General features: G+C 70.3%; 33 protein-coding genes. 31 read left to right on the plus strand and 2 right to left on the minus strand.

The genetic code is table 11. The features are described from left to right. The 12 genes from rplN to JNL41_RS02800 all read left to right on the plus strand — a co-directional run. Window positions 1–262: 50S ribosomal protein L14 (rplN, locus tag JNL41_RS02745; RefSeq protein WP_293472739.1), on the plus strand; the 262-nt coding region annotated here is incomplete at its 5' end. Continuing rightward, window positions 262–576, plus strand: a complete 315-nt coding sequence (rplX, locus tag JNL41_RS02750; RefSeq protein ID WP_293472740.1) for a 50S ribosomal protein L24 — start codon at window positions 262–264, stop codon at window positions 574–576. The genes rplN and rplX, both read left to right, overlap by 1 nt. Continuing rightward, entirely contained in the window at window positions 569–1,135 is a 567-nt protein-coding gene (gene rplE / locus JNL41_RS02755; protein WP_293472741.1) for a 50S ribosomal protein L5, read from the plus strand. Before rplX ends, rplE begins: the two co-directional genes overlap by 8 nt. Window positions 1,136–1,156: 21 nt before the next feature. After that, window positions 1,157–1,462 carry a 30S ribosomal protein S14 gene (rpsN, locus tag JNL41_RS02760; protein ID WP_293472742.1) on the plus strand — a complete coding sequence of 102 codons (306 nt, stop codon included), beginning with the start codon at window positions 1,157–1,159 and terminating at the stop codon, window positions 1,460–1,462. Between the two features lie 13 nt (window positions 1,463–1,475). Then, window positions 1,476–1,871 (plus strand): 30S ribosomal protein S8, encoded by a 396-nt coding sequence (gene rpsH / locus JNL41_RS02765; protein WP_293472743.1) that lies wholly within the window; start codon window positions 1,476–1,478, stop codon window positions 1,869–1,871. 1 nt (window position 1,872) lies between these two features. After that, window positions 1,873–2,406, plus strand: coding sequence for a 50S ribosomal protein L6 (rplF, locus tag JNL41_RS02770; RefSeq protein WP_293472744.1), 534 nt, complete (start codon window positions 1,873–1,875; stop codon window positions 2,404–2,406). A gap of 3 nt (window positions 2,407–2,409) precedes the next feature. Continuing rightward, window positions 2,410–2,769: a 50S ribosomal protein L18 gene (gene rplR / locus JNL41_RS02775; protein WP_293472745.1), complete on the plus strand. Its 360-nt coding sequence runs from the start codon at window positions 2,410–2,412 to the stop codon at window positions 2,767–2,769. Between the two features lie 9 nt (window positions 2,770–2,778). Next, the gene (rpsE, locus tag JNL41_RS02780; protein ID WP_293472746.1) at window positions 2,779–3,372 is read left to right on the plus strand and encodes a 30S ribosomal protein S5; all 594 of its coding nucleotides are present in this window, start codon (window positions 2,779–2,781) and stop codon (window positions 3,370–3,372) included. A 5-nt stretch (window positions 3,373–3,377) separates the two neighbouring features. After that, window positions 3,378–3,569, plus strand: a complete 192-nt coding sequence (rpmD, locus tag JNL41_RS02785) for a 50S ribosomal protein L30 (protein WP_293472747.1) — start codon at window positions 3,378–3,380, stop codon at window positions 3,567–3,569. A 133-nt stretch (window positions 3,570–3,702) separates the two neighbouring features. Beyond that, a complete protein-coding gene (gene rplO / locus JNL41_RS02790) occupies window positions 3,703–4,188 on the plus strand; it encodes a 50S ribosomal protein L15 (RefSeq protein ID WP_293472748.1) in 486 nt (161 codons plus the stop codon). 83 nt (window positions 4,189–4,271) lie between these two features. Continuing rightward, window positions 4,272–5,624, plus strand: a complete 1,353-nt coding sequence (gene secY, locus JNL41_RS02795; protein ID WP_293472749.1) for a preprotein translocase subunit SecY — start codon at window positions 4,272–4,274, stop codon at window positions 5,622–5,624. A gap of 94 nt (window positions 5,625–5,718) precedes the next feature. Continuing rightward, on the plus strand, window positions 5,719–6,288 hold the full coding sequence (locus JNL41_RS02800) for an adenylate kinase (protein WP_293472750.1): 570 nt from the start codon (window positions 5,719–5,721) through the stop codon (window positions 6,286–6,288). Here JNL41_RS02800 and JNL41_RS02805 read toward each other — a convergent pair. Both JNL41_RS02805 and JNL41_RS02810 read right to left on the minus strand, forming a co-directional pair. Next, window positions 6,285–6,773: a DUF2269 domain-containing protein gene (locus JNL41_RS02805; protein WP_293472751.1), complete on the minus strand. Its 489-nt coding sequence runs from the start codon at window positions 6,771–6,773 to the stop codon at window positions 6,285–6,287. The genes JNL41_RS02800 and JNL41_RS02805 overlap by 4 nt on opposite strands. Then, entirely contained in the window at window positions 6,770–8,059 is a 1,290-nt protein-coding gene (locus tag JNL41_RS02810) for a DoxX-like family protein (protein WP_293472752.1), read from the minus strand. Before JNL41_RS02810 ends, JNL41_RS02805 begins: the two co-directional genes overlap by 4 nt. A 349-nt stretch (window positions 8,060–8,408) precedes the next feature. Between JNL41_RS02810 and rpsM the strand changes: the two genes are divergently transcribed. The 19 genes from rpsM (at window position 8,409) to JNL41_RS02905 (ending at window position 23,800) form a co-directional block, all read left to right on the plus strand. Further along, window positions 8,409–8,777 (plus strand): 30S ribosomal protein S13, encoded by a 369-nt coding sequence (rpsM, locus tag JNL41_RS02815; protein ID WP_293472753.1) that lies wholly within the window; start codon window positions 8,409–8,411, stop codon window positions 8,775–8,777. A 15-nt stretch (window positions 8,778–8,792) separates the two neighbouring features. Beyond that, on the plus strand, window positions 8,793–9,182 hold the full coding sequence (rpsK, locus tag JNL41_RS02820; RefSeq protein WP_012521811.1) for a 30S ribosomal protein S11: 390 nt from the start codon (window positions 8,793–8,795) through the stop codon (window positions 9,180–9,182). A 74-nt stretch (window positions 9,183–9,256) separates the two neighbouring features. Beyond that, on the plus strand, window positions 9,257–10,273 hold the full coding sequence (locus JNL41_RS02825) for a DNA-directed RNA polymerase subunit alpha (RefSeq protein ID WP_293472754.1): 1,017 nt from the start codon (window positions 9,257–9,259) through the stop codon (window positions 10,271–10,273). A 175-nt stretch (window positions 10,274–10,448) separates the two neighbouring features. Then, window positions 10,449–10,868, plus strand: a complete 420-nt coding sequence (gene rplQ / locus JNL41_RS02830) for a 50S ribosomal protein L17 (RefSeq protein ID WP_293472755.1) — start codon at window positions 10,449–10,451, stop codon at window positions 10,866–10,868. A gap of 66 nt (window positions 10,869–10,934) precedes the next feature. Next, window positions 10,935–11,753, plus strand: coding sequence for a nucleotidyltransferase domain-containing protein (locus JNL41_RS02835; protein ID WP_293472756.1), 819 nt, complete (start codon window positions 10,935–10,937; stop codon window positions 11,751–11,753). Between the two features lie 29 nt (window positions 11,754–11,782). Then, complete coding sequence (locus tag JNL41_RS02840; protein ID WP_293472757.1) at window positions 11,783–12,991, plus strand: alkaline phosphatase family protein; 1,209 nt, start codon at window positions 11,783–11,785, stop codon at window positions 12,989–12,991. 68 nt (window positions 12,992–13,059) lie between these two features. Then, complete coding sequence (locus JNL41_RS02845; RefSeq protein WP_293472758.1) at window positions 13,060–13,539, plus strand: VOC family protein; 480 nt, start codon at window positions 13,060–13,062, stop codon at window positions 13,537–13,539. A 2-nt stretch (window positions 13,540–13,541) separates the two neighbouring features. Further along, window positions 13,542–13,997 (plus strand): VOC family protein, encoded by a 456-nt coding sequence (locus tag JNL41_RS02850; RefSeq protein WP_293472759.1) that lies wholly within the window; start codon window positions 13,542–13,544, stop codon window positions 13,995–13,997. Next, a complete protein-coding gene (locus JNL41_RS02855) occupies window positions 13,997–14,350 on the plus strand; it encodes a metalloregulator ArsR/SmtB family transcription factor (protein WP_293472760.1) in 354 nt (117 codons plus the stop codon). Before JNL41_RS02850 ends, JNL41_RS02855 begins: the two co-directional genes overlap by 1 nt. Next, window positions 14,347–14,814: an SRPBCC domain-containing protein gene (locus tag JNL41_RS02860; protein WP_293472761.1), complete on the plus strand. Its 468-nt coding sequence runs from the start codon at window positions 14,347–14,349 to the stop codon at window positions 14,812–14,814. The genes JNL41_RS02855 and JNL41_RS02860 overlap by 4 nt, the downstream gene beginning before the upstream one ends. Window positions 14,815–14,868: 54 nt before the next feature. Next, window positions 14,869–16,146 (plus strand): TCR/Tet family MFS transporter, encoded by a 1,278-nt coding sequence (locus JNL41_RS02865; protein ID WP_293472762.1) that lies wholly within the window; start codon window positions 14,869–14,871, stop codon window positions 16,144–16,146. Continuing rightward, the gene (locus tag JNL41_RS02870) at window positions 16,143–17,399 is read left to right on the plus strand and encodes a TCR/Tet family MFS transporter (RefSeq protein WP_293472763.1); all 1,257 of its coding nucleotides are present in this window, start codon (window positions 16,143–16,145) and stop codon (window positions 17,397–17,399) included. The genes JNL41_RS02865 and JNL41_RS02870 overlap by 4 nt, the downstream gene beginning before the upstream one ends. Before the next feature lie 4 nt (window positions 17,400–17,403). Next, a complete protein-coding gene (locus JNL41_RS02875; RefSeq protein WP_293472764.1) occupies window positions 17,404–18,606 on the plus strand; it encodes an MFS transporter in 1,203 nt (400 codons plus the stop codon). A 72-nt stretch (window positions 18,607–18,678) separates the two neighbouring features. After that, a complete protein-coding gene (locus JNL41_RS02880; protein WP_293472765.1) occupies window positions 18,679–20,073 on the plus strand; it encodes a trypsin-like peptidase domain-containing protein in 1,395 nt (464 codons plus the stop codon). 23 nt (window positions 20,074–20,096) lie between these two features. Then, window positions 20,097–21,401: a replication-associated recombination protein A gene (locus JNL41_RS02885; protein ID WP_293472766.1), complete on the plus strand. Its 1,305-nt coding sequence runs from the start codon at window positions 20,097–20,099 to the stop codon at window positions 21,399–21,401. A 73-nt stretch (window positions 21,402–21,474) separates the two neighbouring features. Beyond that, window positions 21,475–21,885 (plus strand): hypothetical protein, encoded by a 411-nt coding sequence (locus JNL41_RS02890; protein ID WP_293472767.1) that lies wholly within the window; start codon window positions 21,475–21,477, stop codon window positions 21,883–21,885. A 9-nt stretch (window positions 21,886–21,894) separates the two neighbouring features. After that, complete coding sequence (locus tag JNL41_RS02895) at window positions 21,895–22,626, plus strand: RluA family pseudouridine synthase (protein ID WP_293472768.1); 732 nt, start codon at window positions 21,895–21,897, stop codon at window positions 22,624–22,626. A 79-nt stretch (window positions 22,627–22,705) separates the two neighbouring features. Beyond that, window positions 22,706–23,197, plus strand: coding sequence for a hypothetical protein (locus tag JNL41_RS02900; RefSeq protein WP_293472769.1), 492 nt, complete (start codon window positions 22,706–22,708; stop codon window positions 23,195–23,197). Between the two features lie 93 nt (window positions 23,198–23,290). After that, the gene (locus JNL41_RS02905; protein WP_293472770.1) at window positions 23,291–23,800 is read left to right on the plus strand and encodes a hypothetical protein; all 510 of its coding nucleotides are present in this window, start codon (window positions 23,291–23,293) and stop codon (window positions 23,798–23,800) included. Window positions 23,801–23,802 lie beyond the last annotated feature (2 nt).

A 23,802-nucleotide genomic window follows, 5' to 3' on the forward strand; every position in this document is an offset into this window, starting at 1 on the left:
CGACAAGATCGTCGTCTCCGTGAAGGAGGCGATCCCGCGCGGCCGCGTGAAGAAGGGCGATGTGCTGCAGGCCATCGTCGTGCGCACCAGCCAGGCCATCAAGCGCAAGGACGGTTCGGTCATCCGCTTCGACAAGAACGCGGCCGTGATCGTGAACAAGCAATCCGAGCCGATCGGCACGCGGATCTTCGGCCCGGTTCCCCGCGAACTGCGCGCCAAGAACCACATGAAGATCATTTCGCTCGCGCCCGAGGTGCTGTGATGGCCGCGAAGATCAAGAAGGGGGACCGCGTCGTGGTCCTCGCCGGCAAGGACAAGGGCCGTCAGGGCGCCGTCCTGAAGGTCCTGCCCAAGGACGAGCGCGTCGTCGTGGAAGGCCTGAACATGGTTCAGCGCCACACCCGCCCGACCCAGTTCGATCCGCAGGGCGGCATCAAGAACAAGGAAGCGTCGATCCACCTGTCGAACGTGGCCGTCGTCGATTCGAAGGGCAAGCCGACCCGCGTCGGCTTCAAGGTCGAAGGCGACAAGAAGGTCCGTATCGCCAAGACGACGGGCGAGGTGATCAATGGCTGATCAAGCTTACGAACCGCGGCTCAAGACCGAGTACCGCCAGCGCATCCGTGGGAAGCTGAAGGAAAAGTTCGGCTATACCAACGAGATGCAGATCCCGAAGATCGAGAAGATCGTGATCAACATGGGCGTGGGCGAAGCTGTCGCCGACTCCAAGAAGATCAATTCGGCGATGGCGGACCTGGCGAAGATCGCCGGCCAGAAGCCGGTGGCCACGAAGGCGCGCCTGTCGATCGCGACGTTCAAGCTTCGCGAAGGCATGACGGTCGGCTGCAAGGTCACGCTGCGCAAGGATCAGATGTACGAGTTCCTCGACCGTCTGATCACGATCGCCCTGCCGCGCGTGAAGGACTTCCGGGGCCTGAAGCCCACGTCCTTCGACGGCCGCGGCAACTACGCGATGGGCCTCAAGGAACACATCGTGTTCCCGGAGATCAACTACGACCAGATCGACCAGATCTGGGGCATGGACATCATCGTCACCACCACTGCGAAGACCGATGACGAAGCCCGCGAGCTTCTCAGGGAATTCCAGTTCCCGTTCGTCCAAGCGCAAGCGTAGCGGCCGGGAAGGAACAGACACATGGCAAAGAAAAGCGCCGTCAACCGCAACGAGCGGGTCAAGAAGCTGGTGAAGACCTACGCCGCGAAGCGCGCTGCGCTGAAGGCGACGGCCAACGACGCCAAGCTCGCCCCCGAAGAGCGTTTCGAAGCCCGCCTCAAGCTGGCCGAGCTTCCGCGCAACTCGTCCAAGACCCGGATCCGCAACCGCTGCGAAGTGACCGGTCGTCCGCGGGCGTACTATCGCAAGCTGAAGATGAGCCGGATTTCGCTGCGCGAGCTCGGATCCGCCGGCCTCATCCCCGGCCTCGTCAAGTCGAGCTGGTAAGGGAGGATCACAGATGGTCAACGACCCCATCGGCGATCTGATCGCCCGCATCAAGAACGCCGCCGCCCGCGGCCGCAACAAGCTCTCGACGCCCGCGTCGAAGATGCGTTCGCGCCTGCTCGATGTGCTCCTCGACGAGGGTTACATCCGCGGCTACCACCTGGTGGAGAAGCCCGGCGCGTTCCCCGAGTTCGAGATCGAGCTCAAGTACTTCGACGGCGCCCCGGTGATCGTGGAGATCGCCCGCGTGTCGAAGCCGGGCCGTCGCGTCTATTCGTCGATCAAGGACCTGAAGCCCGTGAAGAACGGTCTCGGGATCTCGATCCTGTCGACGCCGAAGGGCGTCATGTCGGACACCGCGGCCCGCGAGGCCAACGTGGGCGGCGAAGTGCTCTGCAGGGTCTACTAGGATGTCCCGTATCGGAAAGAAGGCGGTCGCCGTTCCGTCCGGCGTGACGGTGACCCTCGACGGCCAGACGGTCACGGTGAAGGGGCCCAAGGGCCAGCTCGCCTGGACGGTCGCCGAGGAGATCGAAGTCAGGCAGGAGGGCGGCGAACTCCTCCTCACCAAGCGCGAGGACACCACCCGCGCGCAGGCGATGTGGGGCCTCTCCCGCACGCTGGTGAACAACATGGTCGTGGGCGTCACCGCCGGCTACGAGCGCACGCTCGAGCTGGTCGGCGTCGGCTATCGCGCCGCCATGAAGGGCTCCGCGCTCTCCATGCAGCTCGGCTTCAGCCACGACGTCGACATCCCGCCGCCCGCGGGCGTCACGTTCGCCGTGCCGAAGCAGACCGAGATCAAGATCTCGGGCATCGACAAGCAAGTGGTCGGCGAAATCGCCGCCCGGATCCGCCGTATCCGTCCGCCGGAGCCCTACAAGGGCAAGGGCGTGCGCTACCAGGGCGAGACGGTCCGGCGCAAGGAAGGCAAGAAGAAGTAGGCCATGGCCCTTTCTCCCCGCAACGCAACCATCCGCCGCGCCCAGCGCGTCCGCACCCACCTCAAGAAGGTGGCGAACGGTCGCCCGCGCCTGTCGATCTTCCGTTCGGCCAAGAACATCTACGCCCAGGTCATCGACGATGCCGCCGGCGTGACGCTCGCGGCCGCTTCCTCGCTGGAAGGCGGGAAGGGCAAGACCAGGGGCTCCGACAAGGACGCGGCCGCCAAGGTCGGCGCCCTCGTGGCCCAGCGCGCGATCGAAAAGGGCGTCAAGGACGTCGTCTTCGACCGTGGCGGCTATCTGTACCACGGCCGGGTGAAGGCCCTGGCCGACGCGGCTCGTGAAGCCGGCCTGAATTTCTAAGGAACGATCATGGCTCGCAGAGACGAACAGCGCGGCGATCGTCGCAACCGCTCGAACGAAGAAGAGCGCGACAACGAGATCGTCGAGAAGCTGGTACACATCAACCGCGTCGCGGCCACCGTGAAGGGCGGCCGCCGGTTCTCGTTCGCCGCCCTGATGGTGGTGGGCGACCAGAAGGGCCGCGTCGGTTACGGTCACGGCAAGGCGCGTGAAGTGCCGGAAGCCATCCGCAAGGCGACCGAAGAAGCCAAGAAGTCGATGATCCGCGTCCCGCTGCGCGAATCCCGCACGCTGCACCACGACGGCAACGGCCGTTGGGGCGCCGGCAAGGTGATGGTCCGCGCGGCGCCTCCCGGCACCGGCGTCATCGCCGGCGGTCCGATGCGCGCGGTGCTCGAAACCCTGGGCGTCCAGGACGTGGTCGGCAAGTCGGTCGGCTCGTCCAACCCCTACAACATGGTGCGCGCGACGTTCGAGGCGCTGAAGGCCCAGTCCTCGCCCCGCCAGGTGGCGGCGAAGCGCGGCAAGAAGGTCTCGGACGTGATCGGCCGCCGCGCCGACGGCGCTTCGGCGGCTGCGGCCGCCGCGGACGCGGAAGGTTAAGTCACATGGCCCCCAAGTCTGAAGCCAAGATCACCGTTCGCCAGATCGGCAGCCCGATCCGCCGGAAGAACGACCAGCGCGCCACGCTCGTGGGCCTGGGCCTCAACCGCCTGGGCCGCACGTCGACGCTCGAGGACACCCCCTCGGTGCGCGGCATGATCGCCAAGGTCCATCACCTCGTCGAGGTGGTGGAATAGCCATCCGGTTCGTGCCATAGGCACGCGACCAGACGGGCGGGGCGCGAGCCTCGCCCATCGGCGTTTCTAGCGTCGACCGTTTCAACGCCGAGTCGGAGGCCTCCTCCGGCGCCAGATCTCCAAGGAGAGGCACATGACGAAACTGAACGAACTCGCTCCGAAGGACGGCTCCACCAAGGGCCGCATGCGCGTCGGCCGCGGCCCGGGCTCGGGCAAGGGCAAGACCGCCGGTCGCGGCGTGAAGGGCCAGAAGGCGCGCTCGGGCGTGTCGGTCTACGGCTTCGAAGGCGGCCAGATGCCGCTGCACATGCGCATGCCGAAGCGCGGCTTCAACAGCCGCAACCGCAAGGACTTCGCCGAAGTGAACCTGTGGCGCATCGAGCAGGCGATCGAAGCCGGCAAGCTCGACGCGAAGCAGGCCATCGACGCCGCGGCCCTGGTGGCCGCCGGCGTGATCCGTCGCGAGAAGGACGGCGTGAAGCTGCTGGGCGAGGGCGCGCTGAAGTCGAAGCTCACCCTGACCGTCTATTCGGCCACCGCCTCGGCCCGCGCGGCCGTGGAAAAGGCCGGCGGCTCCCTGACCACCACCAAGCCGGAAGCGGCCGCGGCGGAAGCCTGAGCCAGACTGTGACATCCCCGCTCTCGCCATCGGGAGCGGGCCGTCCTATCTGAGCACGACCACCGAGTCAGGGGATTTGCTGCATGGCATCGGCTGCTGAACAGCTTGCCGCCAATCTGAACTTCGACGCCTTCGCAAAGGCGACGGAGCTCCACAAGCGCATCTGGTTCACTCTCTGGGCGATGGTGGTCTATCGCCTCGGGACCTACATCCCGATCCCGGGCATCGACCCGGTGGCGTTCCAGGAGGCGTTCTCGGGCCAGGCCCAGGGCATCCTGGGGATGTTCAACATGTTCTCGGGCGGCGCCGTCCAGCGGATGGCCATCTTCGCCCTGAACGTGATGCCCTACATCTCGGCGTCGATCATCGTGCAGTTGCTCGGCACGGTGTATCCGCCGTGGGAGAAGCTGCGGAAGGAAGGCGGCGAGGCGGGGCGCAAGACGCTCAACCAGTACACCCGCTACCTGACCGTGGTGCTGGCCGTCTTCCAGAGCCTGTCGATCGCCGTCGGCCTGTCGCAGAGCCCCGGCCTGGTCGAGAACCCCGGCCTGTTCTTCATCGTCTCCACTGTCGTGACGCTCACGGGCGGCACGATGTTCCTGATGTGGCTGGGCGAGCAGATCACCAGCCGCGGCGTGGGCAACGGCATCTCGCTGATCATCTTCGCCGGCATCGTCGCGGTGCTGCCGCAGTACGTGGTCCAGGCGCTGGAACTCACCCGCACCGGCTCGATGACGGCCGGCGTGCTGATCGTGATCGTGGTCCTCGCCGTCGCGGTGACCATGGCCATCGTCTTCATGGAGCGCTCGCAGCGCCGTCTGCTGGTCCAGTATCCGAAGCGCCAGGTGGGCAACCGCATGTTCGGCGGCGACACCAGCTTCCTGCCGCTCAAGATCAACACCTCGGGCGTGATCCCGCCGATCTTCGCCAGCTCGCTGCTGCTGCTGCCGGCGACGGCCATGGGCTTCGCCGTCACGGCGGACCTGCCGGAATGGCTGCAATGGCTGCCGTTCGCGGTGGGCCAGCTCCAGCACGGCCAGCCGCTGTTCGTGGTCCTGTACGGCCTGCTGATCGTGTTCTTCTGCTTCTTCTACACCTCGGTCGTGTTCAACCCCGAGGACACCGCGGAGAACCTGCGCAAGTACGGCGGCTTCCTGCCGGGCATCCGCCCCGGCAAGCGCACGGCCGAGTATCTGGACTACGTGCTGACCCGCCTGACGGTGATCGGCGCGGCGTATATCGCCGCCGTCTGCCTGCTGCCTGAGATCCTGATCGGCGCGCTGGGGACCCAGCAGTTCTATCTGGGCGGCACGTCGCTTCTGATCGTGGTCAGCGTCACGATGGACACGGTGGCCCAGATCCAGTCGCATCTTCTGGCCCACCAGTACGAGGGCCTGATCAAGAAGTCGAAGCTGCGGGGCCGGGGCCGCAACTAGGGGCGGCCCGCGATCCGATCGTCCGACAAGTCTTTGCTGACGCTGGGGCACGGCGCCACCAAGAGCGCCTCGTCCGAGAGTGTGGGGAGCTGATATGAACCTGATCCTGTTCGGACCGCCGGCGGCGGGGAAGGGCACCCAGGCCAAGCGCCTGGTCGAAGGCCGCAACATGGTGCAGCTCTCGACGGGCGACATGCTGCGCGCCGCCATCGCGTCGGGCTCCGACCTCGGCAAGCGCGTCGAGGGGATCATGCAGCGCGGCGACCTCGTCTCGGACGAGATCGTCATCGAACTGATCGAGAGCCGGTTGCCCGAGGCCGAGGCGGCCGGCGGCGCCATCTTCGACGGCTTCCCGCGGACGCTCCCGCAAGCCGAGGCCCTGGACAAGATGCTGAAGGGACGCGGCAGCCAGATCGACCTGGTGCTGCGCCTGAAGGTCGACGACGAGGCGCTGAAGCGTCGCATCGCCGGCCGGTTCGCCGAGAGCGGCCGCCCGGACGACAATCCCGAGAGCTTCGTGATCCGGCTCAACGCCTACAACACCCAGACCGCGCCGCTGCTGCCCTACTACCAGGGCCAGGGCAAGCTGGTGGAAGTCGACGGCATGGGCGCGATCGACGCCGTCGCCGGCGGCATCGACGCGGCACTCGACGCCAAGCGCTAGGACAAGAACCAGACCCCGAGCCGGGGTCTGGCGATCATCAGCCAGAAGATGGCGATGACGGCCGCGAAGGCCGGGAAGCCGAACGCGAACCAGAGGCGGAAGAGCTTGTGGTAGCGGGCGGGCAGAGGCTCGCCGGCATCGGCGGCGGCCTGCGCCAGCGCCCGCATCCTGGACTGCATCCAGATCACCGGCAGCCACCAGACGCCGGTCCAGAGGTAGAGGCCGACCGAGGCCACGATCCAGCCGGTGTCGAGCGGATAGCCGCGGGCGTTGGCCAGCAGGAGCCCGGTGATCGGCTGCGCGATCACGGCGCTGGCGGTGAAGACGTAGTCGGCGATGACCACGATGCGCGCCACCGCGGCGATCGTGCGCGGGTCGCCGGTCCGGTGCGCCATGAGCATGAAGAAGGCGATGCCTGCGCCGGTCCCCAGCAGCACGGCCGCGCCGATCACGTGGGCCAGCTTGAAGACGATGTCGGCGCTCATCGGTCCTCCAGGATCGCCAGCGCGACGAGGTGCAGGGCCACGATCGGGAGGATCTTGGTCAGGGGGCCCAGCGGCTCGGCCCAGAGCTGGGGCGCGAGCAGGGTCCCGGCGGCGAGGTAGGCCAGCGCGAGCGCGAGCGCGGTCCAGATCGCTGCCCGGGCGGTCCGCCGCGCGGCGATGCCGGCGCCGATCAGGATGTCCGCAACGCCGCCGCCCACCGCGAGCGGTGCGGCGAGCGCGCCGGCCCCGGCGTCCGCCAGCATCTGCCGGCCGGCCGCGAGGCCCGGGCCGAGCGTGATCGCGCCCGTGGCGATCCAGAAGAGGGCGAGGATCGCCAGCACGCCCGCTTTCATCAGGTAGAGGTTGGCGAACCAGCGCTCCTGCACCGACGCCGGCTCGGCGGCGAGCGCCTGGCCGAGCGTCCGGGGCGCGATGCCGGTCAGCGCCATCCAGCGCGAGGGATCGCCCGCCACGCCGTGGGCCAGCTCGCGCCGCGCGGTGCTGCGGATCGGCGGCCGCCAGCCCAGCAGGCCGGCCGCGTCGCCCAGCCGGAACGCGAGCGGCATGAGGAACCCGCCCGGCGCCCGTCCGGCCGGCGGGTGGCCCAGCCAGCGGCGGTAGGTCGCCACCGCCTCGCCGAAGGTCAGCGGCTCGCGCGCGGCGAGTTCCAGGGTCATGCGGCTCGGCGCGCCGTCCCGCAGCGCCCAGGCTGCCGTGGCGGCTACGTCGTCCACCTGGACGAACTGCACCGGCCCCGCGTCCCGCACCTCCGGCAGCCAGGGCAGCGCCGCCAGCGCCCGCATCAGCGCGCTGCCGCCATAGGCCGCCCGACCCACCACCACGGCGGGGTGCAGGATCACCCAGTCGAGGTCGCACGCGGCAAGGCGCGCGTCGCCCTCGGCCTTGCTGCGGGCGAAGGCTGTGGCGTCCTGTCGCCCGGCGCCCATCGCCGAGACCTGCACCACGCGGCGCACGCCGGCGGCCTCGCAGGCTGCGAACAGCGCCGCCGGCCCGTCGCGATGCACGCCGGTCGTGGAGTCGGCGCCGCTGTCCTGCAGCACGCCCGCGCAGTTCACCACGGCGCCCACGCCGTCGAGGAACGGCGCCCAGTCCGCCGGCCTGACGGCGCGGCCCACGTCCAGGGTGATCCAGCGGGCGGGCGAGAGCCGCGCCGTGGCGGGCCCCGGCCGTCGCGCCACCGCCCAGACTTCGTGGCCATCGGCCTGAAGCCGCGCCAGCACCGCCGAGCCGATCAGGCCGGTCGCGCCGGTGAGCAGCACCCGCATTCCGCCCTCCTTGCCGTCCGTCCGCGACTCTTCCCGGGCAGCGTGGGCCAGCGGGGCAGGGCGCGCCAGTGCGTCCGTTGCGCCTTCGCCTGTGTCGTGCTTTCCTTTCGCGTGTCGCCGGGGCTGCTTCGGCGGCCGCATGTACGGACGGCGCGGGTTAGGCTCGGCCTTGCGCGCGCAGGATTTCGTTCACAATTCCGCGTTTCCGGCATTGACGGGGACGTGCCGATCCATATAACGAAGCGCTTCCGCGAAAGAGCGCGAAAGACGCGCCGGCCGACGCCTGTGGGTGTTGAGGGTCGGGGCGCCGTTCGCGCTTCTCTTGCGTGATCCTAGGAGATTGCCTCACGTGGCCCGTATCGCTGGCGTCAACATTCCCACGAACAAGCGCGTCGTGATCGCGCTGCAGTACATCCATGGCATCGGCGCGGCGAAGGCCCGCGAGATCGTCAGCAAGGTCGGCATCGAGGACGCGCGCCGCGTGAACCAGTTGACCGACCAGGAAGTCCTGCAGATCCGCGAGACGATCGACCGCGACTACATGGTCGAAGGCGACCTGCGCCGCGACACGGCGGTCAACATCAAGCGCCTGATGGACCTGGCCTGCTACCGCGGCCTGCGTCACCGCAAGGGCCTGCCGGTCCGCGGCCAGCGCACGCACACCAACGCCCGCACCCGCAAGGGTCCGGCCAAGCCGATCGCCGGCAAGAAGAAGTAAGAGAGCGTCAAGCCGATGGCCAAGGAACCTGCGCGCGTCAAACGTCGCGAGCGCAAGAACATCACGTCGGGCGTGGCGCACGTGAACGCCTCGTTCAACAACACCATGGTGACCATCACCGACGCCCAGGGGAACACGATCTCCTGGTCCAGCGCCGGCCTGATGGGCTTCAAGGGTTCGCGTAAGTCGACGCCCTACGCCGCGCAGATGGCGGCGGAAGACGCCGGCCGCAAGGCCGCCGAACACGGCGTGCGCACGCTGGAAGTCAACGTCTCGGGCCCCGGCTCGGGCCGCGAGTCCGCGCTCCGCGCCCTGCAGGCGGTGGGTATGACGATCACCACTATCCGGGATGTGACGCCCATTCCGCACAACGGCTGCCGCCCGCCCAAGCGCCGGCGCGTCTAGCCGTCAGAGCTACAATTCCCTGACGCCGGCCGTGCGAATTGCGGCCGGCGATCCTGCGTTTTCGAGGGACACCCGTGATCGAACGAAACTGGAATGAACTAATCCGTCCCGAGAAGCCGCAAATCGAGACCGGCGCCGACGCAAGCCGCAAGGCGCGTCTGGTGGCCGAGCCCCTCGAGCGCGGGTTCGGCGTGACGCTCGGCAACAGCCTGCGCCGCGTGCTTCTCTCCTCCCTGCAGGGCGCGGCCGTGACCGCGGTGCAGATCGACGGCGTGGTCCACGAGTTCTCCTCGCTGGAAGGCGTGCGTGAGGACGTCGTCGACATCGTCCTCAACATCAAGCAACTGGCGCTGCGCATGCACGCCGAGGGGCCGAAGCGCATGACGCTTCGCGCCACCGGCCCGGGCCCGGTCACCGCCGGCCAGATCGAAGCGCCGTCGGACATCGAGATCCTGAACCCCGACCACGTGCTCTGCACGCTGGACGACGGCGCCAACGTGCGGATGGAGTTCACGGTCAACACCGGCAAGGGCTACGTCGCCGCCGACCTGAACCGTCCCGAGGACGCCCCGATCGGCCTGATCGCCGTCGACGCCCTCTACTCGCCGGTCAAGCGCGTCGCCTACCGCGTCGAGCCGACCCGCCAGGGCCAGTCGCTCGACTACGACAAGCTGATCATGGAAGTGGAGACCAACGGCGCGGTGAGCCCCGTCGACGCGGTGGCCTACGCCGCCCGCATCCTCCAGGACCAGCTTCAGATCTTCATCACCTTCGAAGAGCCGAAGAAGAAGGTCGAAGGCGAGGCCAAGCCGGAACTGCCGTTCAACCCGGCGCTGCTGAAGAAGGTCGACGAGCTCGAGCTGTCGGTCCGCTCGGCCAACTGCCTGAAGAACGACAACATCGTCTACATCGGCGACCTGATCCAGAAGACCGAGGCGGAGATGCTGCGCACCCCGAACTTCGGCCGCAAGTCGCTGAACGAGATCAAGGAAGTTCTCGCCGGGATGGGCCTCCACCTCGGCATGGACGTGCCGAACTGGCCGCCGGAGAACATCGAGGAACTCGCGAAGAAGTTCGAAGACCAGATGTAGGACCCTTCGCGCCGACTCCGGGGCCGCCTCGGCGGCCCGGGCCCGACGAAGCCGCAACAGCGGTGGAGGGCCTCGGCGCTTCGTACTGACCCGGGCGGGAGCCAGGCCGGGACTTGATCAGGCGACGTCCATCCATCGGGCGTCAGGCGGGCCGCAGAGCCCAGGAGATATCGAGATGCGTCACGGCAAAGCCCACCGCAAACTGGGTCGCACGACCGCCCACCGCACCGCCATGTTCGCGAACATGTCGGCCAGCCTCATCAAGCACGAGCAGATCGTCACGACGCTGCCGAAGGCCAAGGAACTGCGTCCCGTCGTCGAGAAGCTGGTCACGCTCGCCAAGCGCGGCGACCTGCACGCTCGCCGTCAGGCGATCAGCCAGGTCCGCGACGTGGAGCAGGTCGGCAAGCTCTTCTCGGTCCTGGGTCCGCGCTACAAGGACCGCAACGGCGGCTACATCCGCGTCCTGAAGGCGGGCTTCCGCCACGGCGACAACGCGGCCATGGCCGTGATCGAATTCGTCGACCGCGATCCGGCCGAGAAGGGCAAGGACTCCGGCCCGACCGCCGAGCAGGGCTTCGGCGCCGAAGACTGAGCTTCGGCCCATAACCGATCGAGACGCCCCGGAAGCCCGCTTCCGGGGCGTCTTGCATTTTGGCCGATGCGGCCGCACACGGCGGCGATGACCGTGCCGCCCCTGAGCTCCGATGTTCGCGCCGACGCCGTGCGGCGGCTGGATGCGATTGCGCGCGAAGACGGCGTCCGCATCGTGGCCGCCGTCGAGTCGGGCAGCCGCGCCTGGGGCTTTCCGTCGCCCGACAGCGACTACGACGTGCGCTTCATCTACGTGCGGCCGATCGACGACTACCTGCGCCTGAGCCCCGTTCGGGACGTGATCGAGCGCCCCATCGAGGGGCTCTGGGACGTCAACGGCTGGGATATCCGCAAGGCGCTGCAGCTGCTCTGCCGCGGCAACGCCGTGGTCGTGGAGTGGCTACGCTCGCCGCTGGTCTATAGCGAGGTCGGCGAGACGGCCGAGCGGATGCGGGCGCTGGCGGCCCGCTATGGCGACGCCGACGCGGCGGTGCGCCACTACTATGGCCTGCTCCGCGGCGCCTGGCGGCGCGAGTTCGAGGGGCGCGAGGGCGTGCGCCTCAAGAAGTACTTCTATGTGATCCGCGCGGCCGCGGCGCTGGCGTGGGTGCGCAAGCACCGCGCGGTCCCGCCGATGGCGTTGCCGCAACTGCTGGACGGGGGCGTCGTGGATGGCCCGCTCCGCGGTCGGATCGACGAGTTGATGGTCGCCAAGGCGCGGACCAACGAGTTGGGCGAGGGGCCGCGGCTCGCCGACCTGGACGCCTTCATCACCGGCGAGTTGGCGTGGGCCGAGGCGACCGGGCTCATCCGCCGGCAGGCTGCGTCGCGCGAGATGCTGGCGGCCGCCGACACTGTCTTCCGCGAGGCGGTGCTGGCAGGGTAGACACGCGCGGGAGCGAGGGGAGCCGACGCTTGAGACGATTGCTCGCCTGTCTCGTCGCCGTGCTCATCGCCGCCGGGGCGCCCGCCTGGGCCGCGGAGCGTCCCGTCACGATCCTCATCTCCATCGACGGCTTCCGCGCGGACTATCTGGATCGTGGGATCACGCCGGTTCTGTCGCGCCTGGCGGAGGAGGGGGTGCGCGGCGCGATGCGGCCGTCGTTCCCGTCCAAGACGTTCCCGAACCACTACACGCTGGTCACCGGGCTGCGGCCCGACCGGAACGGCATCGTCGAGAACAACATGGAGGATCCCGCCATCCCGGGCGTGACCTTCAAGATGTCGAACCGCGATGCGGTGCGGGACCGCCGCTGGTGGGATCAGGCAGAGCCGATCTGGGTGACGGCCGAGACGGCCGGCATCCCGACCGCGCCCTACTTCTGGCCGGGCGTCGAGGCGCCGATCCGCGGCGTGCGGCCGCGATACTGGGTGAAGTTCGACATGGACACGCCCAACGCGGCGCGGGTGGATCAGGTGCTGAACTGGCTCGACCTGCCGCCGGCGAAGCGGCCGCGGTTCGTGACGCTCTACTTCGACACGGTGGATACAGCGGGCCACGACTACGGGCCGGAGTCGGCGGAGGTGAACGCCGCGGTCGCTGGGGTCGACGTCGAGATCGGGCGGCTGCTCGAGGGCCTGAAGGCGAGGGGGCGGGACGCCAACATCGTGGTGGTCGCGGATCACGGGATGGCGGCGCTGTCGGACGATCGCAAGGCCTACATGGACGACGTCCTGCCGAAGACGGCGTACCGGTCGCTGGCCGGCGGCGCGTTCATGACGATCTATCCGGCGGCCGGCCACGAGGCCGAGGTGGACGCGGCGCTGATCCGGCCGCACGACCACTACCAGTGCTGGCGCAAGGCGGAGATCCCCGGGCGCTTCCGCTATGGCCGCAACCCGCGCGTCGCGCCGTACTTCTGCCTGGCCGAGACGGGCTGGGCGCTGACCACCCGCGACTACAGGCCCTCGAAGCCCGAGCGTGGCGCGCACGGGTTCGATCCGGCGTCCGCCGAGATGGCGGCGATCTTCATCGCGCACGGTCCCGCCTTCCGGGCGGGCGTCCGCCTGCCGGACTTCAACAACGTCAGCGTCTACCCGCTGCTCGCGAAGCTGGTGCGCGTGTCGCCGCGGCCGAACGACGGGACGATCGCCGACATCGCGAAGGGGCTCGTCGCACCGTGAGGGCCATACGCTTGACCATATAGTTGCGATATGTGTTAAATATTGTCGTATAGAGCAAGGAGATCGCCGTGAGCGAGCGCCCCGCTGTCGTGCCGTGTGTCTTCTACAAGGACCCCATCGCCGCGCTGAAGTGGCTGGAGCAGGCGTTCGGGTTCGAGCTGACGGTGCTGCTCACCGATGCTCAGGGCAATGTCGGGCATTCCGAGATGAGCTTCCTGAACTCGGCGATCAGCGTGGGCGGCGAGTGGGCCGGGCCGCAACTGGGCGGTGCGCAGATGATGGCGCCGGCGAGCCTGGGCGGGGCGGGGACGCAGTTCCTGCGGATCGCCTTGCCCGAGGGCCTCGACGCGCACTGCGAGCGGGCCCGGGCGGCCGGCGCGCGGATCACCGCCGAGCCCGAGGACCAGTTCTACGGCGACCGCACCTACCGCGCGATGGACCCCGAGGGGCACATCTGGAACTTCAGCCAGGCGGTGCGCGTGGTCTCGGGCGAGGAGATGGAGCAGGCTTCGGGCCTGAAGATCAGCACCTCGCTGGAAGGCGCCTGAGCATGGCGGACTGGCGTGGCGCCCTGATGTCGGCGGTCGTCTATCGCGACCCGAAGGCGGCGCTGAAATTCCTGGAGGCCGCGTTCGGCTTCGAGCTCTTCATGCTGATCGAGGACGGCGAGGGGAACCTCGTCCACTCCGAGATGCGCTTCGGCAACGCCGCCATCATGGTCGGCTACGAGTGGAGCGACGACTACAGGAGCCCGGCCTCGATCGGGGGCAAGGTCACGCAGTCGGTGGCGATCGGCATCGACACCGACATCCGGGCCCACTGCGAGCGCGCCCGGGCGGCGGGGATGGAGATCCTGGCCGAGCCCGAATTGCAGTTCTACGGCGACAGCACCTATCGCTGCCGCGACCCCGAAGGCCACATCTGGACCGTCTCGCAGGCGGTGCAGGCCGTCAGCCGCGAGGAGGCCGAGGCGGCCACGGGGCTCAAGATCACGGGGTGGGTCTGATGGCCGGGGCCGCCTATGCCGTCGACCGGACGCTCGCCGCCCTGGCCGACCCGACCCGGCGGCGCGTCGTCGATCTGCTGGCGGAGAAGCCGCGCGCCGCGGGCGAACTGGCGCGGGAGACCGGCATCTCCGCGCCGGCCATGAGCCGCCACCTGAAGACCCTGCGCGCCAGCGGGCTCGTGGAGGAGTCGCACCCCGAGTTCGACGCGCGCGTGCGCATCTACGCCCTGAGGCCCGAACCGATGGTCCACCTGCTGCGCTGGCTGGAGGAGAGCGAGCGGCTCTGGAGCGCCCAGCTCCTGGCGTTCAAGGCCCACCTCGAGAAGGACGCCAAAGGCGCGCGCGCGGAATGACCTCCAAGGTCTACGTCGCGCTCCGCGTGAAGGCGACGCCCGAGCGGGCGTTCGCGGCCTTCACCGACGAGATCGGCGAATGGTGGCGGGCAAGCCCGCTGTTCGAGACGACGCCGCGGCCGGGGACGCTCTCGTTCGAGCCCGGGCCCGAGGGGCGCCTGATCGAGACGCGGGCCGGCGGCAAGGTGTTCGAGATCGGCCGCATCCGCGCCTGGGAGCCGCCAGGCCGGCTCGTTTTCTCTTGGCGGCAGGCCAACTTCCCGCTCGATCTTCACACCGAGGTCGAGGTGCGGTTCGAGGCGGTGGGCGAGGAGACCCGCGTCAGCATCGAGCATCGCGGCTTCGACCAGGTTCCGGCCGGGAGCGCCGCGCGGCACCGCTTCCCCGACGCGGTCCTGCTGGCGAGGCTGGCGGAGTACTGGCAGTCCCAGATCCGATCGCTCGGCGGTCGCGTGACCAGATAACGCAGTTGCGCCAGTTCTTGCTTTGTTTCATCCTGCGCGGCGAGGGGAGAAACGATGTCCGAAGGTCGTCCGGCAGGCGCGGGTGAGCGCGGCCTTCGCGCGTTCGCGGGCGGGCGCGCCGCCGTCGGCTTCGTGCTGGTCAGCGTGTGGCTCGACGTGCTGTCGCTGGGGGTGATCATCCCGGTCTACGCGCCGCTCGTGCAGCAGTTCCAGGGTGGCGACGCGGGCTCGGCCGCGCGCTGGAACGGCGTGCTGTCCACGCTCTGGGCGGCGTCGCAGTTCATCGCCGCGCCGGTGCTGGGGGCGCTGTCCGACCGATTCGGGCGCCGGCCGGTGCTCCTGATCTCGCTGTTCGGGCTGGCGCTGGACTACCTCGTCATGGTGGTCGCGCCGAACCTCTGGTGGCTGGTGGCCACCCGGATCGTCGCCGGGCTGACCGCCGGGGGAATGGGCGCCGCCAACGCCTACATCGCCGACGTCACGGCGCCCGAGAAACGCGCGCAGACCTTCGGGCTGATCGGCGCCGCCTGGGGCGTCGGCTTCATCGTCGGCCCCGCCATCGGCGGCTTCCTGGCGCACAACTGGGGTCTGCGCGCGCCGTTCGTCGGCGCCGGCGCGCTGACCTTGCTGGGGGTGGTCTACGGCTTCTTCGTGCTGCCCGAGTCGCTGAAGCCCGAGAACCGCGCGGCCTTCGACTGGAAGAAGGCCAACCCCGTCGGGTCGCTGAGGTTCCTCGCGCAACGCCGCGAGGTGCTGGCGCTTTCGACGATGAACCTGCTGCTCCAGACCGCGCACTATGTGCTGCCGACGATCTTCGTGCTCTACGCCTCGAACCGCTACGGCTGGACGCCGGACATGACCGGCTATGCCCTGGCGCTGACGGGGATCTGCAACATCGTCGTGCAGGGGGTTCTGGTGAAGCCGGTGGTGGCGAAGATCGGCGAGTGGGGCGCGGTGCTGGCGGGGCTCACCTTCGGCGGGCTGGGCTTCGCGATCTACGGCATGGCGCCGACCGGCTGGCTCTTCCTGGCCGGGACGCCGGTGTTCGGGCTGATCGGCCTCTTCGGCCCGGGCTTCCAGGGGCTCGTCACCCGGCGGGTGGCCGCTTCGGAACAGGGCCGCCTGCAAGGCGCCAACGCCAGCGCCGCGGGCCTGGCGGGGATCGTGGCGCCCGCGGTCTTCGGATTCACCTACGCCTGGTTCGTGACGCCCGGACATCCGCAGGTTCCCGGCTCGGCCTTCTTCCTCGCGGCGGGCCTGCACGCCGTCGCCGTCTGCATCGCGATCGCGGTCATGGCCCGTGCGCCCCGCGCCACCGGAGCCCCCGCATGACCGACGCCGTGACGACGCCCGCGACGCCTTCCGGGGGCCGGCAGGCCGGCTTCGGCTTCATCTTCGCGCTCGCGCTGATGAACGCGGTCTCGTTCGGGATCATGATCCCGATCCTGCCGCAACTGGTGCGCGAACTGGCGGGCGGCGACACGGCCGCGGCCTCGGAGTGGACGGTCGTGTTCGCCGTCACCTGGGGGATCATGCAGTTCTTCTGCGGCCCGCTCCTGGGCATGCTGTCGGACCGGATCGGCCGCCGTCCGGTGCTGCTCCTGTCGCTGTTCGGACTGGCGGCGGACTTCCTGTTCATGGCGTTCGCGCCGACGCTCTGGTGGCTCCTGCTGGGCCGCATCCTGAACGGCGCGACGGCGGCCAGCTTCTCGACCGCCAGCGCCTACCTCGCCGACGTCACCCCGCCCGAGCGGCGCGCCAAGGTGTTCGGCTGGATGGGCTCGGCCTTCTCGTTCGGCTTCATCATGGGCCCAACGATCGGCGGCTTCCTGGGCCAGGGCGACCTGCGCGTGCCGTTCCTGGCGGCGGCCGGCCTGACGGCGGTCAACTGGCTCTACGGCCTCTTCGTGCTGCCGGAATCGCTGCCGCCCGAGAAGCGCGCGACCAGGTTCGACTGGAGGCGGGCCAATCCGCTGGGCTCGCTGCGGCTGCTCGGGTCGCGGCTGGGCCTGTTGCCGCTGGCGGGCGTGGGCTTCCTCTTCCAGTTCGCCCATACGGTGCTGCCCACGGTCTTCGTGCTCTACACGACCTACCGCTATGGCTGGGACTCGCGCACGCTGGGGCTGACCTTCCTGCTGACCGGCGTGCTGGGGGTGATCGTCTCGATGTTCCTGGTCGGACCCACGGTGGCGCGGATCGGCGAGCGGCGGATGCTCCTGCTGGGGCTCGCCGCCGGCGCGTTCGGCTTCGCCTGGTACGGCTGGGCCGACGTCGGCTGGGTCTACCTGCTGGCGGCGCCGGTCTTCGCGCTCACGGGCTTCATCATGCCGGGGCTGCAGGGCCTGATGACCCGCCGCGTGCAGCCGCACGAGCAGGGGCAACTGCAGGGCGCGAACCAGAGCCTGATGGGCATCGGCTCCATCATGGGCCCGGCGCTGTTCGGCGAGGCCTTCGCCTGGGCCCTCAGGGGCGGCCATCCGCCGGGCCTGCCGATCTACCTGGCGTCCGGCCTGCTGGCGGCCGCGCTGTTCCTGGCCTTCGCCGCGGCCCGCGCGTCCGCGCCGGCCCCCCAGCCGGCGGAGTAGCGCCGTGGCCGCGTCGCGACGGGCGGCCTTCGGATTCATCCTGGCGACGATCTTCCTGGAGGCGCTCTCGTTCGGGCTGATCTTCCCAGTCCTGCCGCGCCTGGTGCTGCAGCTCGAGGGGGGCGACGACGCCGCTGCGGCGCGGGCGTTCGGGATCATCGCCGCCGCGTGGGCCGCGGCCAACTTCTTCGCCGCGCCGGTCCTGGGCGCGCTGTCGGACCGCTTCGGACGCCGCCCGGTGCTCGTCGCCTCCGCCTTCGGGTTCGCCGCGGACCTGGTGGTGATGGCGGTGGCGCCCAACCTGGTCTGGCTCTTCCTCGGGCGGCTGATCTCCGGCTTCACGGCGGGCAACTTCGCCACCGCCTCGGCCTACCTCGCCGACATCACCGCGCCCGGGCAGCGCGCCGCCCGCTTCGGCGTCTTCGCTGCGGTCTACGGCGCGGGGATGATCCTGGGGCCGGCCGCCGGCGGCGTGCTGGGCGAGATCAGCCCGCGCGCGCCGTTCTGGGTGGCGGCGGGCGTGGCCGGCCTCATGGCGCTCTACGGCTTCTTCGTGCTGCCGGAGTCGCTGCCGCCCGACAAGCGGGGCGAGGTGCGGACGATCAACCCGTTCGCCGCCTTCGGCATCCTGCGGACGCCCGGCCTCCCGAAGCTGGCGGTCATCATGACGCTGGTGGCGCTGGGCGGCACGTCGGCCAACACGCTGTTCGTGCTCTACGTCGACCACCGCTACGGCTGGGACGCGGCCGCGGCGGGCCTGCTGCTGACGGTCTTCGCGGCCGGCAACATCCTCGTCATGGGCGTGATCGCGCCGCTTGCGGCGAAGCGCGCCGGCGAGCAGGCGGCGCTGATCGCGGGCCTGGCGCTCTGCGCCGTCGGCTTTGCGGGGCTGGCCCTGGCGAGCACCGGCCTGCTGTTCGCCCTGGCCTGCATCCCGATGTGCCTCGGCAACCTGTGCGGCCCGCCGCTGCGCGCCCTTCAGACCAACCTGGTCGACGCGACGCAACAGGGCCGCCTGCAAGGCGCGCTGGGCGGCCTGCAGGCCCTGGCCGCGCTGGTCGGCCCGCTGGCCTTCACCCAGGTCTACGCCCAGACGCTCTCGCAGCCCGGCGGCTTCTCGGGCGGCGCGCTCCTGGTGGGCTCGCTGCTGATGGCCGTGGCCACCCTCATCGCCTTCACGATAGGCGACCGGCCGAAAGCCGCCTGACGAAGCGCGGCGGCTTCGCCATCATTGCGCCGGAAACGTCCTTAGCCTCAGCCGCCTTCGCCGGAGACTCCCTTGCCCGCGTCACGCCTGCTGATCCCCGTCCTCGCGCTCTCGCTGGCCGCTTCGGCCGTCCACGCCCAGCCGCTCGACGGCCGCGTCCCGCCGGAAAGCGCGGTGGCCATGAAGTCGTCGTTCGCCCCGATCGTGCGGCGCACCGCGCCGGCGGTGGTCAACATCTCGGCCAAGCGGATGGTGCGCCAGCAGACCGACCCGTTCTGGCAGCTCTTCGGCCTGGGCGTGCCGCAGAACCGGGTGGCCCAGTCGCTGGGCTCGGGCGTGATCGTGCGGCCCGACGGCATCGTCGTCACCAACAACCATGTGGTCGAGGGCGGGCAGGAGATCACCGTCGCGCTCAACGACCGGCGCGAGTTCCCCGCCCGCATCCTGCTGGCCGACCCGCGCACCGACCTCGCGATCCTGAAGATCGACGTGGGCGCCGAGCGCCTGCCGACCCTGCGGCTGGACGAGACGTCCGACACCCAGGTGGGCGACCTGGTGCTGGCCATCGGCGACCCCTTCGGCGTCGGCCAGACCGTGACCAACGGCATTGTCTCGGCGCTCAACCGCACGACCGATCCGTCCGGCGAGGCCGGCAGCGCCTACATCCAGACCGATGCGGCCATCAATCCCGGCAACTCGGGCGGCGCGCTGGTGGACATGGACGGCGAGCTGATCGGCGTGAACAGCTTCATCCTCTCGCGATCGGGCACGTCCTCGGGCGTGGGCTTCGCGATCCCCGCAGCCGTGGTGCGCCGTGTGGTCGACACCGCCGTCGGCGGCGGCCAGCGGGTGGTGCGGCCCTGGTTCGGCGCGCGCACGCAGAGCGTGACCTCCGAGATGGCCAGGAGCCTGGGGCTGGCCCTGCCGCAGGGCGCCATGGTGGCCGATCTCTGGCCCGGCGGCGCGGCGGCGCGCGCGGGCCTGCGCCAGGGCGACGTGGTGCTGCAGGCCGACGGCCAGCGGATCGTCGACGCGCCGGCGCTGAGCTACCTCGTCAACACCCACAAGCCGGGCGACACCATCCCGCTGCTGGTCCGCCGCGCCAACGGCAGGGACGAGGCCCTGACGCTGCGCGCCGAGCCGCCGCCGGCGACGCCGCCCCGCGACGAACGCACCCTGAGCGGCCGCAACCCGTTCGACAGCGCCACGGTGGTGAACCTGAGCCCCGCCGTCGCCACCGAGCTCGGCATCGACGCCTTCACCGGCCCGGGCGTGCTCGTCACCGGGATCGGCGGCGGGCTGGCGCGCGGGGCGGGACTGCGTCCCGGCGACATCGTGCGCGAGGTGAACGGCCAGAAGATCGGTGCGGTGCGCGACCTGGCCGCGGCGCTCTCGCAGGCCTCGCCCGTGTGGCGCATCACGCTGGAGCGGAACGGGCAGACGATCACGGGCACGTTCCGGAGCTGAGCGGCATCTGCTAAGCCGGCGCCATGGCCGACCTCTTCGAAGCTGCGGGTCTGACACCGGCGCAGCCGTCGCCGCTCGCCGACCGCCTGCGGCCGCAGAAGCTGGACGAGGTGGTGGGCCAGGATCATCTGCTGGGCCCCGAGGGGCCGATCCGGCGGATGGCCGAGGCCCGGCGGCTGTCGTCGATGATCCTCTGGGGCCCGCCCGGCACCGGCAAGACCACCATCGCGCGCCTGCTGGCGAAGGAGGCCGGCTACGAGTTCCAGCAGCTCTCGGCGGTCTTCTCCGGCGTGGCGGACCTGAAGAAGGCGTTCGAGCAGGCCCGCGTGCGGCGCTCGGCCGGCCAGGCGACGCTGCTGTTCGTCGACGAGATCCATCGCTTCAACCGCGCCCAGCAGGACGGCTTCCTGCCCTTCGTGGAGGAGGGGATCGTCACCCTCGTCGGGGCCACGACCGAGAACCCGTCGTTCGAGCTGAACGGGGCGCTGCTGTCGCGCTCGCAGGTGTTCGTGCTGAAGCGGCTGGACGACGAGGCGCTGGAACGGTTGCTGGCGAAGGCCGAGGCGCACGAGGGCCGCGCGCTGCCGCTGGAGCCCGAGGCCCGGGCGGCGCTGGCCGCGCTGGCCGACGGCGACGGGCGCTATCTGCTGACCCTCGCCGAGACGCTCTTCAACATCGGCACGGCCAGGCCGCTGACGACGCGGGAGCTGGGCACGATCCTGCAGAAGCGCAGCCCCGCCTACGACAAGGACCGAGAGGAGCACTACAACCTCATCTCGGCGCTGCACAAGTCGATCCGCGGGTCGGACCCGGACGCGGCGCTCTACTGGCTGGCGCGCATGCTGGCGGGCGGCGAGGACCCGCTGTTCGTGGCGCGCCGCCTGATCCGCGCGGCGGCGGAGGACATCGGCGAGGCCGACCCGACGGCGCTCATCCTCGCGAACGCCGCCAAGGACACCTACGACTTCCTGGGTTCGCCCGAGGGCGAGATCGCGCTGGCGCAGTTGACCGTCCACCTCGCCTGCGCGCCCAAGTCCAACGCCGTCTACCTGGCCTTCGGCGCCGCCATGAAGGCCGCGAAGGAGACCGGCTCGCTGATGCCGCCCAGGCACATCCTGAACGCGCCCACGCGGCTCATGAAGGATCTGGGGTACGGCAAGGGCTACGCCTACGACCACGACGCGCCCGAGGGCTTCTCGGGCCAGGACTACTTCCCCGACGAGATGGAACGCCGCCAGTTCTACAAGCCGCGTGGCGACGGGAACGAGGCGCGGATCAAGGAGCGGCTGGAGCGCTGGGCGGCCCTGCGCCGGGGCCGCGAGGGCTGATTTCGCAGCACATTGTTCGATGTGACGGCGCGGCCTAGGCTGCCCGCACAACATCCCCTGGGGAGGGACGACGATGACGACCGTGGATGCGCCCGGGGCCAGGACGCCGTGGTGGTTCTGGCTGGTGGCGGCGATCAGCCTGCTCTGGAACGGTTTCGGCGCGTTCGACTACACGATGAGCCACGTGGCGCCCGACAGCTACATGACCGCGGCGCAGAAGGCGCTGCTGGCGACCTATCCCGGCTGGATGCACGGGGTCTGGGCGGTCGGCGTGTGGGGTTCGGCGCTGGGGGCGGTGCTGCTGCTCCTGCGCTCGAAGTGGGCGTTCCACGCCTTTGCGGTCTCGATCCTGGGGGCGCTGGGAAGCTTCGCCTACAGCGCCGCGCGCGGGCTGGACCCGATCTTCCCCGCGGTCATCTGCGCGATCTGCGCCGGCTTCATCTGGTTCGCGCGGACGATGACGAAGCGGGGCGTGCTCCGCTAGAGGAGGGGGGTGAAGGCTCCCGTTCCGATAGACCTCAGCGTCGAGGAGGTCGCGTTCGTGCGCGGCCTGGTCCTCTACGAGGACGCCGAGGTGCTGGCGCTCGCCAAGCCGGCGGGGCTGTCCAGCCAGGGCGGGCGCGGGCAGGCGCATACGCTGGACGAACTGCTCTGGGCGTTCGCGAAGCCGGGGAAGGCGCGGCCGCGGCTGATCCACCGGCTGGACCGCGACACCTCGGGCGTGATCCTCACCGCCAAGACCAAGCCTGCCGCAGGTTTCCTCGGCAAGGCCTTGATGGCGCGAAAGTTCTCCAAGACCTACCACGCGATCGTCGCCCCCGGCGCGCCGGAGCCCCGGGGCGGGCGCATCGCGTTGCCGCTGCGGCGCGTGGAGGAGGGGCGCGAGGCCTACATGCGGGTCTGCGAACCCGACCACCCGGACGCCGAGACGGCGGCTTCGCGCTACCGGACGCTGGCCGTCGGCGCCGGCGCGGCGCTGGTCGAACTCGATCCCGAGACGGGGCGGATGCACCAGCTTCGCGTCCACATGGCCGCCATCGGACGGCCGATCGCGGGCGACCCGCGCTACGGCGGCGCGCTGGTGGTGGGCGGGTGCGCCGTGCCACGGCTGATGCTGCACGCGGCGGCGCTGACGTTCCCGCACCCGGCGGGCGGTCGCAAGCGCGTCGAGGCGCCGCGTCCGGCCGACATGGCGGCGCTGGCTGCGGCGCTTGGCCTCGGCTGAACGGAACGGCGCGGCCACGTCGTCCGTTTCGGCGTATAACCGTCGGAAGGGATTTGTCTTTCCGCTAGGACGCCAGACCATGAAGCGCCTCGTTCTGATCAGCCTCGCGGCCGCCGCCCTGGCGGCCTGCGAGACCATGCCGACCACCTACCGGCCGGCCGCGCCGGGGCGCGACGCGGTCGGCTACAGCGAGTACCGCATCGAGCCCGGCCGCTACCGGATCACCTTCCGCGGCGGCCCCGGGGCGCCGCCCGAGCAGGTCTCCGACTATGCGCTGCTGCGCGCCGCCGACCTGGCGCTGGCGGAGGGCTACGACTGGTTCCGCGTCTCGGACCGCTTCCTGAGGGGCCGGCCGGATGGCGGCCCGCAGGTCAGCTTCGGCATCGGCGGCGGCAGCTTCGGCCGCCGCAGCGGGGTCGGCGTCGGCGTCAGTTCGGGCGGCATGAGCCTGGGGGGCGGCCCGGCCGTCTCCAGCACCATCGAGGTGCTGATGGGCCGCGGCGAGCGGCCCCGTGGCGCCGACGTCTACGACGCCCGCGGCATCCGCCAGAGCCTCGGGCCGCGCACCTGACCTGCGCCCGCAGGCGCTCCCCGCTCCAGTCCTTTCACCGCGCGGAGAACGGGAGAGTTGACGGGCCCGCGCAAGTATGTTCTTCTTTTGTTCATGTCCACGACCGACGCCGCATGCGCCCAACTGTTCGAGCTCGCCGAGCTCGGCATGAGCGTCGTGCGCCGCATCGCCGTAGCCGTCGAGGCGGCCCCGGACACTCCGACCCTGCTCGCCCTGGTCGACGCCCACTGCGACGTCGGCCGCGGCGTGCGCCAGTCCATCGCGCTCAGGATGCGCATCGCCAGCGGCGGCTTCGCCGCCCCGCGCGCCGTGGCCGAAGCCGATCCGGACGCCGAGTCCGAGGAACGCGAAGAGCGCGGCGACCCTCCCGAACGCTGCGACTGGAACGAATACGAACGCCCCGACTGGGAAACCCCGCTGCGCCTCACCGGCGACCCGGACCACGACGCCGCCGCCATTCAGGCCGCGGTCGAGACCGCCGTGCGCAAGATCGGCAAGAGCTACGCCAGGGCCGAGGCCCTCCTCGACCCCGAACGCCGCCCCAAGGGCCGCGCCGCCCTCCTCGCCGGCTCGGCCCCCTTGCGCCTGACGGACACGTCCTGACC

The sequence above is a fragment of the Phenylobacterium sp. genome, from assembly GCF_016793285.1.
Lineage (GTDB): Bacteria > Pseudomonadota > Alphaproteobacteria > Caulobacterales > Caulobacteraceae > Phenylobacterium.